Annotated in this window: 13 protein-coding genes and 1 riboswitch; of the genes, 7 read left to right on the top strand and 6 right to left on the bottom strand. The window is 61.8% G+C overall.

All coding sequences use genetic code 11. The features are described from left to right. Nucleotides 1–19: 19 nt before the first annotated feature. The 6 genes from EFD55_RS27880 to soxR all read right to left on the bottom strand — a co-directional run bounded on the left by EFD55_RS27880 (nt 20) and on the right by soxR (nt 4,963). Nucleotides 20–1,576 (bottom strand): formate dehydrogenase beta subunit, encoded by a 1,557-nt coding sequence (locus EFD55_RS27880; protein WP_125849559.1) that lies wholly within the window; start codon nt 1,574–1,576, stop codon nt 20–22. Beyond that, nucleotides 1,573–2,052: a formate dehydrogenase subunit gamma gene (locus EFD55_RS27885; protein ID WP_125849561.1), complete on the bottom strand. Its 480-nt coding sequence runs from the start codon at nt 2,050–2,052 to the stop codon at nt 1,573–1,575. The genes EFD55_RS27880 and EFD55_RS27885 overlap by 4 nt, the downstream gene beginning before the upstream one ends. Nucleotides 2,053–2,187: 135 nt before the next feature. Beyond that, nucleotides 2,188–3,081 (bottom strand): LysR family transcriptional regulator, encoded by an 894-nt coding sequence (locus tag EFD55_RS27890; RefSeq protein ID WP_125849563.1) that lies wholly within the window; start codon nt 3,079–3,081, stop codon nt 2,188–2,190. Between the two features lie 71 nt (nt 3,082–3,152). Further along, the gene (locus EFD55_RS27895) at nt 3,153–3,494 is read right to left on the bottom strand and encodes an ArsR/SmtB family transcription factor (RefSeq protein WP_125849565.1); all 342 of its coding nucleotides are present in this window, start codon (nt 3,492–3,494) and stop codon (nt 3,153–3,155) included. Between the two features lie 103 nt (nt 3,495–3,597). Next, the gene (locus EFD55_RS27900; RefSeq protein WP_125849567.1) at nt 3,598–4,368 is read right to left on the bottom strand and encodes an SDR family NAD(P)-dependent oxidoreductase; all 771 of its coding nucleotides are present in this window, start codon (nt 4,366–4,368) and stop codon (nt 3,598–3,600) included. A 130-nt stretch (nt 4,369–4,498) separates the two neighbouring features. Then, the gene (soxR, locus tag EFD55_RS27905) at nt 4,499–4,963 is read right to left on the bottom strand and encodes a redox-sensitive transcriptional activator SoxR (RefSeq protein WP_125849569.1); all 465 of its coding nucleotides are present in this window, start codon (nt 4,961–4,963) and stop codon (nt 4,499–4,501) included. 83 nt (nt 4,964–5,046) lie between these two features. On the opposite strand from soxR, the gene EFD55_RS27910 reads away from it, so the two are divergent. From EFD55_RS27910 to EFD55_RS27945, 7 genes are all read left to right on the top strand, one after another. Next, complete coding sequence (locus tag EFD55_RS27910) at nt 5,047–5,622, top strand: NADPH-dependent FMN reductase (protein WP_125849571.1); 576 nt, start codon at nt 5,047–5,049, stop codon at nt 5,620–5,622. A 161-nt stretch (nt 5,623–5,783) separates the two neighbouring features. Next, a riboswitch (TPP riboswitch) is annotated at nt 5,784–5,897 on the top strand. Beyond that, complete coding sequence (locus EFD55_RS27915) at nt 5,888–6,508, top strand: YkoF family thiamine/hydroxymethylpyrimidine-binding protein (protein WP_125849573.1); 621 nt, start codon at nt 5,888–5,890, stop codon at nt 6,506–6,508. It overlaps the preceding riboswitch by 10 nt. Further along, nucleotides 6,508–7,314 carry an ABC transporter permease gene (locus EFD55_RS27920; protein WP_125849575.1) on the top strand — a complete coding sequence of 269 codons (807 nt, stop codon included), beginning with the start codon at nt 6,508–6,510 and terminating at the stop codon, nt 7,312–7,314. Before EFD55_RS27915 ends, EFD55_RS27920 begins: the two co-directional genes overlap by 1 nt. Beyond that, nucleotides 7,311–8,069, top strand: coding sequence for an ABC transporter ATP-binding protein (locus EFD55_RS27925; protein WP_125849577.1), 759 nt, complete (start codon nt 7,311–7,313; stop codon nt 8,067–8,069). The genes EFD55_RS27920 and EFD55_RS27925 overlap by 4 nt, the downstream gene beginning before the upstream one ends. 10 nt (nt 8,070–8,079) lie before the next feature. Beyond that, the gene (locus EFD55_RS27930) at nt 8,080–9,090 is read left to right on the top strand and encodes an ABC transporter substrate-binding protein (protein WP_125849579.1); all 1,011 of its coding nucleotides are present in this window, start codon (nt 8,080–8,082) and stop codon (nt 9,088–9,090) included. A 170-nt stretch (nt 9,091–9,260) separates the two neighbouring features. After that, nucleotides 9,261–10,484: an acyltransferase family protein gene (locus EFD55_RS27940; protein ID WP_125849583.1), complete on the top strand. Its 1,224-nt coding sequence runs from the start codon at nt 9,261–9,263 to the stop codon at nt 10,482–10,484. Between the two features lie 167 nt (nt 10,485–10,651). After that, nucleotides 10,652–11,389: a sugar transferase gene (locus EFD55_RS27945; protein ID WP_125849585.1), complete on the top strand. Its 738-nt coding sequence runs from the start codon at nt 10,652–10,654 to the stop codon at nt 11,387–11,389. Nucleotides 11,390–11,637: the final 248 nt, after the last annotated feature.

The following is an 11,637-nucleotide window of genomic DNA, read 5'->3' on the forward strand; positions in this document are numbered from 1 at the left end:
TCGGACCGGAGGAATGTCATCACTCGGCCGCCTCCACGATCGGCCCCGGAGAAAAATCCTCCGGGAAATGCGTCATGGCGCTCATGACGGGATAGGGCGTGAAACCGCCCAGCGCGCAGAGCGAGCCGAACTTCATTGTGTTGCAGAGATCGGCAAGCAGCGCCCGGTTTTTCTCCGGTTCGATGCCTTGGGCGATCTTGTCGGCCGTCTCCACGCCGCGCGTCGAGCCGATGCGGCAGGGCGTGCACTTGCCGCAGCTTTCGACGGCGCAGAATTCCATGGCGAAACGCGCCTGCTTCAGCATGTCGGCCGTCTCGTCGAAAACGACGATGCCGGCATGACCGATAAGCCCGTCTTTGGCGGCGAAAGCTTCGTAATCGAAAGGCGTGTCGAACAGCGCCCGCGGGAAATAGGCGCCGAGCGGGCCGCCGACCTGCACGGCCTTGATCGGCCGGCCCGTCGCGGTGCCGCCGCCGATCCTGTCGACGATATCGCCGAGCGAAAGACCGAAGGCAGTCTCATAGAGCCCGCCGTACCGGACATTGCCGGCAATCTGCAGCGGGATCGTTCCGCGCGAGCGGCCCATGCCGAAATCACGGTAGAAGGCGGCGCCCTTTTCCATGATGACGGGGACGGAGGCGAGCGAGATCACGTTGTTAATGACGGTCGGACAGTTAAACAGCCCCTTGTGCGCCGGCAATGGCGGCTTGGCGCGCACGACACCGCGCTGGCCTTCGAGGCTGTTCAGCAGCGCGGTCTCCTCACCGCAGACATAGGCGCCGGCGCCGGTGCGTACCTCCATATCGAAGGCGCGGCCCGAACCGAGCACCGATAGCCCGAGAATACCAGCCTGCCGGGCGATGCCGATGGCCGCCGTCATCGCCGCGATCGCATGCGGATATTCCGAACGCGTATAGACGAAACCCTTGGTCGCCCCGGTCGCGAGCCCTGCAATCGCCATGCCCTCGATCAGCACGAAGGGATCGCCCTCCATGATCATCCTGTCGGCAAAGGTGCCGCTGTCGCCCTCGTCGGCATTGCAGACGATATATTTGCGGTCGCCGGCGGCATCGAGAACCGTCTTCCACTTGATGCCTGTGGGGAAACCCGCACCGCCGCGTCCGCGCAGGCCCGAATCGGTGACTTCCTTGACGATTTCAGCCGATGTGATCGAAACGGCCCGGCGAAGACCGGCAAGGCCGCCATGCGCCTCGTAGTCCGCGAGCGAAAGCGGATCGGTGATGCCGCAGCGGGCAAAGGTCAGCCGGGTCTGTTCTTTCAGGAACGGGAGGTCTTCAACCTCCCCGAGACAGAGCGGATGGTCGCCGCCGCTCATCATCCCGGCGTCGAACAGAACGGGCACGTCCTTGGCCTTCACCGGTCCGTAGCCGATACGTTTGCCGGCGACCTCGACTTCAACAAGCGGCTCCAGCCAGAACATTCCGCGCGAGCCGTTGCGCACGATCTCGGCATCGAAGCCGCGGGCGGCGATCTCCTGGGCAATCGCCTTTGCCACCTTTTCGGCTCCGAGCGCCAGCGCTGCGGCATCGCGCGGAACATAAATCTTGATCGTCATCGGCGTGCCTCCGCGACAAGTTCCGCCGCCGTCTGATCGTCAACCCGGCCATAGACCTCACCGTCAAGCATCGCCGACGGGGCGCAGGCGCAAAGCCCGAGACAATAGACCGGCTCCAGCGTCACGCTGCCATCGAGCGTCGTCTGATGAAAATCGATACCGAGCAACGTCTTGACGCGCTCGGCAACCGCGTCGCCGCCCATCGACTGACAGGCCTCGGCGCGACAGAGCTTCAGCACATGCCGCCCGGCGGGATGGTCGCGGTAGTCGTGATAGAAGGTCATCACGCCATGCACCTCGGCGCGAGAGAGGTTCAATTCCTCTGCGATCACAGGCAGAGCTTCCTGCGGGACGTAGCCGAATTCTGCCTGGACCCCGTGCAAAATGGGAAGAAGCGGTCCTTCGAGGAAGCGCAGATCGGCCACGATGGCACGCGTACGCGCGGCAATATCGCCTTCGGCGATATGAATGGTCATAAGGCAGCCCTCCCGACGGCTTGCTCGTTGCGGAATGGCGGACCTCCCCAGCCGAGTGCTATTCCTTGAGGAACCATCGCAGGCAAGCCGTTGACGATCAATAAAGCTGTTCTGTTGGTCGATAGTTTTTTCCTATCAAAGCTCCTCGTCCTGCACGAGCACTCTCGCTTCATGCAGCAGGGCCGACACCAGCGGCGTGAAGGGTTCGCGGTAGGACGCGACAAGGCCAACCAGATGATGCGCCTCCGGCTCGACGATCGGAATCATGCGGATTTCCACGGGAAATCCGAAGGACTTGGCGACGTTGCGCGGCATGATGCTCGCCCAGCGCCCGGTCCTGACATGCGAAAACAGCACGATCATCGAGTTGGATTCGAGCGTCGGATGCACGGTGGCGCCGGCTTCCGTCAGGTGCCGGTTGATGATGCGGCGATTCTGCATGTCGGCAGTCAATAGACAAAGCCGAAGATCGCCGACCTCCCGCCAGGTCACGTTGTCGCGATCGGACAGCGGGCTGCCTGCGGCCGTGATCAGATTATAGCGCTCCGCATAAAGGGGAACGGTCGTGACGCGGCCGAGCGGCTCGTTTTCGAGATAGGTGATGCCGGCATCGATTTCGAGATTCTCGAGCATGCTCAGCACCTGCAGCGAATTTCGCGAGACGATCGAAAAGGTGACGCCGGGATGCCGTTCCTGAAAGGGCGTGGTGATGCGCGACAGCATGGCAAGCGCCGTCGGAATGGCGGCGAGACGGATATGGCCGGACAGACCGCGACGTGCCGCGCGCATCTCCTCGCGCATGGTGCGGGCGTCGCCGACGATGCGCCGGGCCCATTCGAGCACGCGCTGCCCCTCCGGCGTCAGCCCCTGGAACCTGGAACCGCGCTGCACCAGCATGACGCCGAGCTGATCCTCGAGCTGGCGGATGGCAGCCGAAAGCGTCGGCTGCGAGATCCCGCACTCCTCCGCGGCGCGGCCGAAATGCTTTTCATTGGCAAGGGCGATGAAGAATTCCAGCTTGTCGATCATCCGGGCTCCGGCGACATTTCGCGTCCGGACTTATCTTCGACATAGCAGCCGTGCATCCGCAAGGGTGGATGCTAACTGATTTCCGCAGCCGGAAAAAGATCGAACAGCAATTCGAGGAAAGCAAGCACGCCGACATTGCCGACGCTGTAGTAGACCAGCCTGCCCTCGCGGCGCGTATTGACCAGCCCCTCGAGCCTCAAACGCGCAAGCTGCTGCGAGACCATCGCCTGCTGTATGCCGAGAATATTCTCGATTTCGCTCACCGTCCGCTCTTCACCCGCCAATATGCAGAGGATCAGAAGTCGGGTCTGGTGCGCCAGCGCTTTCAGAAGATGGCTCGCTTCGTGGGCTTTTCCAGCGAGCTTATGCAATTCCTGGCCGGTCATCCCCGGCTCCGGTTTAGGCAACGGCATTCGATATCTCGGAAGGAAGGCGATGAGGTAGATCAGCACGATAGCATATTCGCAGAAGCGAATTGGTCAAAAGTGATGAAATGCCAAAAAAGGTCCAAACAAATCAGCAGATAAGCTGGCCTCCATTGATCTCGATCACCTGGCCGGTAATGTATCCCGAAAGCGACGGAGCAGCCAGGAACAGATAAGCCGGCGCACAATCTTCCGCCGTGCCGAGCCGCTGCAGCGGGATGGATTTTCTGGCCTGCTCCAGCTTTTCGCGGGAGGAATAACGCTCATGGAAGTCGGTTTCGATCGTTCCCGGCGAAACACAATTGACGCGAATTCCGTCCGGCGCAAGCTCGCGGGCAAGCGCCTTGGAATAGGTCGAGACGAAGGCTTTCGAGGCCGAATAGATCGAAGAACCCGGACTGCCGCCGGTCAGTGCTGAAATCGAAACCGTATTGACGATGGCAGCCCCTTCAGCCGCCTTCAATGCCGGCAGCAGTGCCCGCGTCAGCGCCACCACCGATGTCTGATTGAGCCGAACGACCGCCTCATAATCCGCATCGGTCAGCGCATCGGCGGGAAAACGGCCGAGCATGGTGCCGGCATTGTTGACGAGCACATGGACCTTGTCGAAGAAGGCGAGAGCATCTTCGGCAAATTGTGCTGCCCCACCGACCGCGGAGAAATCGGCATGCAGCAACAGCGCCCGTCTTTCGGATTCAGCCGTCAGCAGGAAATCCGGCAGATCCCGTCCGGGCTTGCGCCCGGTATGGACGATCACCTTGGCGCCGCAGTCCAGAAACTGCCGGGCGACTTCGAGGCCGATACCGCGGCCGGCGCCGGTCACGACGACATTGCGATTTTCGAACAGTCTGGGATGAAACACGAAGCCGTCCTCCTCGCGGACAGTGCCGCCGGTTGCGTCATTCGCCCCTTAACATATGAGCGCGCCGCCCGAAAGAAAGGCGCGCATCGATCTTTCCCGGAAGAGGCAGCCAAGTCTCTCTCCGAGAAGGCTAGCTTTCAGTCTCCAGAAGCCGCGCACCCGGCCCCTCCTTGCCAAGCCGGTCGCAGGGATTGCGCAACGGGCAGCTTTCGATCGACAGGCAGCCGCAGCCGATGCAGCCGGTCAGGCGGTCGCGCAGCAGGCTCAGCCGCCTGATTCGCGCCTCGAGATCATCCTTCCAGCGCGCCGACAGCGTCTGCCAATCGGCGACAGTGGGCGTGCGCCCCTGAGGCAGGGACTCGAACGCCGCCTGGATCTCCGAAAGCGGAATGCCGACACGCTGCGCCACCTTGATGATGCCGAGCCGGCGCAGCACATCGCGTCCATAGCGTCGCTGGTTGCCGCGGGAGCGGATGCTCGAGATCAGCCCCTTGGTTTCGTAAAAATGCAGCGCCGAGACGGCAAGGCCGCTGCGCTCCGCCACTTCGCCGACCGTCAGCAGCTTGCCGAGCGGCGCTGCAGAAATTGTATCCATCGACCCTTGACCTCAATATTAGTTGAGGTTTTATAACCCTGGCTCCTGCAATCGTAAAGTACAATCGCAACAAGGAGCGACGCATGAAAACACCCACCAGGCTGGCCGTCATCTACGGAAGCACGAGAGAGGGTCGCATCTGCGACCGGGTGGTCAAATGGCTGGTGCAGGAGCTCGTCCGTTTCCCGCAATTCGATGTCGACGTTATCGACCCAAGGGATTTTGCTCTGCCTGCCGGCCGAGAAATGGGGCACCCTGAAATCGACAGGCTCGCGGGCCGGCTCGGCATGGCCGACGCCTTCATCATCGTCACGCCAGAATACAACCACAGCTTCACCGCCGCGCTGAAGTCGATCATCGATCTCTTCTTCGAACCCTGGCAGGGCAAGCCCGTCGCCTTCGTTTCCTATGGCGGCATATCAGGCGGCCTGCGCGCGGTCGAACAGCTGCGGCTCGTCTTTGCCGAACTCCACGCCGTCACCATCCGGGATTCGGTGAGCTTTGCAGCACCTTGGGACCGCCTCGACGCCGCTGGACGGCTCGACAATCCGAGCGACGCGCTGCGTGCGCTCGATCGGATGATAGCGCGGCTAGAATGGTGGACGCGGGCGCTCGTCGCTGCGCGTAGCGAGCGTCCGTATTCCGGTATCGCCGCCTGAGGCTGAAGGCTCCGGTTCCGTTCCCGGCAGGTACGGAACCTTGGGAACACCCGGGCAGGCCGTCCGCCCGGGTGTTTTCCCGTCTCTCAGGCATATCCCGACAACTGGGAGGGTTGCCAATTTAGCGGTTGCAGGACGAAAACCCCGGTGATAATTTCCGCGCCCATTAACAGGGGAGCTCCGTGTCGCCGGGGCTGAGATGCGAGGCGCGAGCTTCCGGACCCTTCAAAGCTGATCTGGGTAATGCCAGCGGAGCGAGGTCCACATGTTTTCCGGCGCACAAGTGTCACTCTATCCGATGTCCGGCGATTTCGTTGGCATCATCCTTGATGCGGTCAAGGCCCTTGATCCCTATCGCGACCGGCTGCGCATAGAGACCGACGACATCTCCACCCTGCTGGTCGGCCCGCCCGATCTCCTCTTTGACGCCATGCGCGATCTATTCGTCACCGCCGCCCGAACCGGCGAGCATTGTGTGCTGTCCGCCGCCGTCTCGCGCGGCTGCCCCGGCGAGCCCGACGACGCCATCTGCGGCATCAATCCTTCCGCCGGCCGGACGGAACCGCTTGCCGATCGCATATCGGCGGCTCTTGCCGCCGTTGAAGCCACCGCCGAAACAGGACAGCCGACCGCTGCGCAATTCTCGCTCTACGTCATGGGAACCGGCACCCATATGGAGGAGATTTACGGCTGCATCGACTTCTTGAAACGTTCCGGCGTCTTCGACCGCTCCAAGAATTTCTGCACCAGGCTGGGTGGCGATGCCGGCGCCGTCTTCGCGACCATTCGCGAAGCCTTCTACCGCTTCGGCGACGCCGAGGGGCATGTGACCCTCGATATCACGATTTCCGCCAACAGCTCGACGAAGCCTGAAACCAAACGCTGATGAGATCGCCGCCCCCTTCGGATTCGCGCCTTTCGGCGCTCCGCGCCGCCCTATGCCGGGGGGCGCCCGCCTTGCTGGCCGGTTGCGCCTTTCTGGCGGCATGGGAGCTTTATGTCGGTCTTTCCGGCATCAAGCCCGCCATCCTGCCGGCGCCCTCGCGCATCCTCGTCCAGGGCTGGCTCAATCGCGACGCGCTGATATCAAACACCTGGCCGACGCTCGGAGCCACGCTCGGCGGCTTCGCCCTGTCGCTTGCCTTTGCCTTCGTCTCGTCGATCCTCATGGATTTCGTGCCCTTCATGCGCCGGGCATTGCTGCCGATCTTCATTGCCAGCCAGACCCTGCCGCTGGTCGCGATCGCTCCGCTCGTCGTCCTCTGGTTCGGCTTTGGCCTGCTGCCGAAGATCCTGCTGGTGGCGCTCGTCACCTTCTTTCCGCTGCTCGTCGCCCTACTGCAGGGCTATGAATCGACCGACCGCGACATTGCCGAACTGCTGAATTCGATGAAGGCGAGCCGCTGGCGCATTTTCCGCCTGGCCCGGCTTCCCTCCTCGCTGCCCTATTTCTTCGCCGGTCTCAGGATTTCGATCACCTATGCCGTCGTCGGCGCGATCTTTGCCGAATATGCCGGCGCCGCAAGCGGCCTCGGCATCTATATCCTCAACGCGAAGAACAACTTCCGCCCCGATCTCGTGCTTGCCGCCGTCGTCGTCAGCGCCTTGTTGACACTCTCCCTCTTCGGGCTGACGCTCACCATCCAGCGCCTCGTCATGCCCTGGCAGTCATCCAAGGAGGGGCGCCGATGACCGATCGAATGGTGGAACTGCGCAACATCTCTAAATCCTTCGACGGCTTGAAGGTTCTCGGCGATATCTCGCTGAGTGTTGCGAGCGGCGAGTTCGTTTCGATCGTCGGTCCATCCGGCTCGGGAAAATCGACGGTGCTGAGATTGCTGACACAGGCGCTTCGCCCCGATTCCGGCAGCATGCTTTTCAACGGCGCGCCGCTGGAACAGACGCCGCATTCCTTCGCCTTCATGCCGCAGCGCGATGCGCTGATGCCCTGGCGCCGGATCATCGACAATGCAGCACTCGGCCTGGAGGTAAAGGGCATAAGCCGCCGGGCGGCCCGTGCCACTGTGGCACCCCTCTTCGAGCGATTCGGCCTTGCCGGCTTCGAACGCCACTATCCCTCCGAACTGTCAGGCGGCATGCGCCAGCGCGCGGCACTGCTGCGCACCGTCATCCAGAGCCAGGACATGCTGCTGCTCGACGAGCCCTTCGGCGCGCTCGACGCGCTGACGCGCACGCAGATCCAGGAATGGCTGCAGGGCATGTGGACCGAACACCGCTGGACGGCGCTGTTGATCACCCACGATGTGCGCGAGGCCGTGTTCCTTTCCGATCGGATCTACGTGCTCTCGGCCCGTCCGGCGCGCGTCATCCGCGAATTCCGCGTTCCCCTGCCCCGCCCGAGAAGCATAGCCGATCTCGGCTCCCCGGCGGCCCAGGCGATCGAAACTGAAATCCTGCAAACCCTGCTTCACCCGCAAGAGACCTGAGGAGGTCACCATGCTGCTTCTCACCCGCCGTCAGACGATGTTCGCCGCCATCGCGGCAAGCCTGGCCGGCCGCCCCGCTTTCGCCCAATCGGCGCCCGCGAAGGTTCGCATCGCGCTCGACTGGACGCCGAACACCAATCATATCGGCATCTATGTGGCCCAAGCGAAGGGCTTCTATGCCGCCGCCGGCCTCGATGTGCAGATTCTGCCCTTTGCCGACACCAGCGCCGGCACTCTGGTATCGAACGGCGTCGCCGATTTCGGCATCTCCAGCGAGATCGAGGCCCTCATGCAGCGCGCCGCTGGCGGCGACGTGAAGATGGTCTACGGCATCGTCCAGACCGAAACCGCAAGGCTGATCTTCAAGGGCGGCCGCGATGACATCAAGAGCGCAAAAGACCTCGACGGCAAGACCTATGGCGGCTTCGGCGGCACCTGGGAGAGCGCACTGATCTCCTCGATGATCCGCAATGACGGCGGCAAGGGCGAGTTTCATACGGTAACGCTCGGCACTTCCGCCTACGAGGCGCTGGACAACGGCTCGGTCGATTTCACGCTGGAGATCTATACCTGGGAAGGCATTGCCGCCGAACTGGAAAATCGAAAGATTGCCCGCTTCCACTATTCCGACTACGGCGTTCCCGACGAGCAGACGACCGTCATCGTCTCCAGCGACGCCTATCTCTCGGTAAATCGGGAGAACGCCCGCGCCTTCATTCAGGCGACGCGCCAGGGTTATGCATACTCCGTCGACCATGCCGAAGAAGCCTGCGACCTGCTGATATCAGGGAGCAACGGCGCGCTGATGAACACAGAACTGGTGAAGGCCTCGCAGAAAGCATTGATCGACGGCCACTATCTGAGGTCGGAGACCGGTGTGATCGGCACGCTTGACCCGGCGAAGGCCGCCGCCCTCGGCAGTTTCATGGTCGAGAACGGCATTCTGGTCGATGCGAACGGCGCCACGCTCAAGGAGAAGCCGGACTTTTCCACCTATTATACCAACGAACTCCTCGGCTGAGTCTGCCCTTGGTATGTCGCGCAAAACTGCGCAGCGGTTTCGCGATCGCGACATGCGGAAAACCAAAGAGCTGAAGCGCGGCAAGCGAATCTGAAAGATCGCGACGCGCTTCAGCCTTGCCCGCTGCGGCTTTCCGCTGCAAAATCGGTCGGGCAGAGCGGGGAGGCACGATGCGACAAGAGGAGAGACTGGCGGGGGCGGACTTCCTGCGCGCGACAGCCTGTCTTCTGGTACTTGCCCACCATCTCGTGCTCCGGCTGGATATGCGCAGGATCCCCGACGAACTGGCGCCGACCGCGCACGTCGTCCGCTTCGGCAATTTCGGCGTTGCCATCTTCTTCGTGCTGAGCGGCTTCCTTCTTGCCCATCCCTTCTGGCGCGCGCTCGACACCGGCAAAGACATGCCGAGCCTCCGGCATTACACGATCCGCCGGGCCGCGCGCATCGCTCCGGGTTTCTGGTGCGCCGCCACCGTCGGCTTCGTCCTCAGCCTGACGCTGCTTGGCTTACCGCTGACGCCCGAGCTTGTGCTCCGCTACCTCTCCGGGCTGATGTTCATGAGCCAGTGGCATTGGCGCACGCTTTTTCCTGTCGAAGTCGGGGGGCCGCTCTGGTCCATTCCCTTCGAAGTCTCCAGCTATGTGCTCCTGCCGGCCTGCTTTCTCCTGCTGTTTCGTTTGCCGGCGCTCAGACGGCATCCGTTGCTTGCCCGCTTTGCCTGGCTATGTGTTATCGGTGGCGTACTCTTCGCCCATGTGCTGATCGTGGCCTTCTTTGCGCTCGACGACATCGCGCGCGGCTGGGAGTATGGCCTGCAGGGCGGAGCGAAGGAATGGATGCCTAGATTCAATCCGATCGGCTTCTTCGCCGTCTTCGCAATCGGCGCGCTCGCCGCCGGCATCGAGATCATGCTGCGCGCAAGGCGCTCCGCCTGGTTCGATGCCGCGGCACTTCTGGCCCTCGCCGCCGCCGCCTACCGCCTCGTCATATCGTCCGGCGGCACTCCCGAAGCCTATGGCTGGCTCGATGTTCCCTATGGTTTTCCGGCCTTTCCGCTGGCGGTCGCAACGGCGCTCGTTGCGCTCAGCCATTCGCGACGCCTGGGCCGACTGCTGGACAACGCGCCGGTCCGCTACATCGCAAAGATCTCCTTCGGCATCTACATCTGGCAGGAGATCATCCTGATATTGATCCAGAAGCTCGATACCGGCTCGTTCGGCATCTCCTCGGAAAATGTCATGACCGGCTGGCTCCAGTCTTGCGGACTGGCGGTCGCACTCATCCTTCTCGTCGCAAGCCTCAGCTACTACCTTCTGGAAAAACCGGCGATCGGTTTCGGAAACCGTCTGACGAGCCACCGCCTGCCCAATCGGGTTACTCCTTTCAAAGTATAAATTCCTCGACAGCTCAACTAGAGGCATTAAGGTTAACTGAAAATACTCCCATTTTTGGCGTCTTTATGATTACCAATTTATTATGTATACCCATGACAAATCATATTTGAGCATGTATTTGTCTCGATGTGGTTCAATGTCAGGCATAAACTTGTGGGCCTTGCGTAATGAATGCTTTTACTTCGAAGAGGAATTCGCGCTTCGATGCGTCTCAGCGTCAAAACAAAAACAAGGCACTGATTGTAGCGAACTCCAACATTCGCCAGCCGGATAGTTTTCCCGGCGTGGAAAGAAAGATGGCCGTGCGATTGGTCGTGAAGCGGTTGATCGACATCGTCGGCTCGGCCAGCGCCCTCGTCGTGCTGGCACCGGTTTTTCTGGCAATCGCGCTATTCATCAAACTGGATGACGGCGGCCCTGTATTCTTCCGCCAGATCCGCTGGGGGCTGAACGGCCGGAAGATTACCGTCTTCAAGTTCCGGTCGATGCGCGCGGAAGCGTGCGATCCCTCGGGCATCCAACAGACGATCAAGGGCGACATCCGGGTGACGGGCATCGGCGCCGTGCTCCGCAAGACCAATATCGATGAGTTGCCGCAGTTGCTGAATGTCCTCAGAGGCGACATGTCGCTGGTCGGTCCGCGTTGCCATGCCATCAACATGCGGGCGGGCGGCAGGCTCTATGAGGAGCTCGTTCCGAGCTACCATCACCGCCACATCATGCGCCCCGGCATCACCGGGCTTGCCCAGACACGCGGCTGGCGCGGCCCGACGGCACGGCCGCTGGACGCCCGCGCCCGCATTGCCTCCGATATCTACTATGTCCGGAATTTCAGCCTGCTGCTCGACATGAAGATCCTGCTCAACACGCTGGTCATCGAGCTGCGCGGCGGCACCGGCTTCTGAGGCTATCCACCGTCGCCACGGCAAAACGGCCATGACAGGCCGTTTTTCATTTCAAGCCGTATAGAGGCATCATTCTCCGGAACGCACGAAGCCGGAAACAAAAAAGCGGCCGTTAAGGCCGCTTCAGACTGCTGACAAACCCCTGGCACCGTCCAGGGGTTTATGATTCATTGGGACATGTTGAAGAAACCTGCCCCCACCCAGACGGCTCTTGAGATGGTGACGCTCGATAGCCTGGTGCCGAAGGA

It is taken from the genome of Rhizobium pisi, from assembly GCF_003938655.1.
Lineage (GTDB): Bacteria > Pseudomonadota > Alphaproteobacteria > Rhizobiales > Rhizobiaceae > Rhizobium > Rhizobium pisi.

Bases quoted from the DNA above. Each gene is read 5' to 3' on its own strand.
- soxR (WP_125849569.1), bottom strand. From the start codon at position 4,963: ATGGATACAATTTCTGCAGCGCCGCTCGGCAAGCTGCTGACGGTCGGC.
- EFD55_RS27885 (WP_125849561.1), bottom strand. From the start codon at position 2,052: ATGACCATTCATATCGCCGAAGGCGATATTGCCGCGCGTACGCGTGCC.
- EFD55_RS27880 (WP_125849559.1), bottom strand. From the start codon at position 1,576: ATGACGATCAAGATTTATGTTCCGCGCGATGCCGCAGCGCTGGCGCTC.
- EFD55_RS27940 (WP_125849583.1), top strand. From the start codon at position 9,261: ATGCGACAAGAGGAGAGACTGGCGGGGGCGGACTTCCTGCGCGCGACA.
- EFD55_RS27910 (WP_125849571.1), top strand. From the start codon at position 5,047: ATGAAAACACCCACCAGGCTGGCCGTCATCTACGGAAGCACGAGAGAG.
- EFD55_RS27920 (WP_125849575.1), top strand. From the start codon at position 6,508: ATGAGATCGCCGCCCCCTTCGGATTCGCGCCTTTCGGCGCTCCGCGCC.
- EFD55_RS27895 (WP_125849565.1), bottom strand. From the start codon at position 3,494: ATGCCGTTGCCTAAACCGGAGCCGGGGATGACCGGCCAGGAATTGCAT.
- EFD55_RS27930 (WP_125849579.1), top strand. From the start codon at position 8,080: ATGCTGCTTCTCACCCGCCGTCAGACGATGTTCGCCGCCATCGCGGCA.
- EFD55_RS27890 (WP_125849563.1), bottom strand. From the start codon at position 3,081: ATGATCGACAAGCTGGAATTCTTCATCGCCCTTGCCAATGAAAAGCAT.
- EFD55_RS27925 (WP_125849577.1), top strand. From the start codon at position 7,311: ATGACCGATCGAATGGTGGAACTGCGCAACATCTCTAAATCCTTCGAC.
- EFD55_RS27945 (WP_125849585.1), top strand. From the start codon at position 10,652: ATGAATGCTTTTACTTCGAAGAGGAATTCGCGCTTCGATGCGTCTCAG.
- EFD55_RS27915 (WP_125849573.1), top strand. From the start codon at position 5,888: ATGTTTTCCGGCGCACAAGTGTCACTCTATCCGATGTCCGGCGATTTC.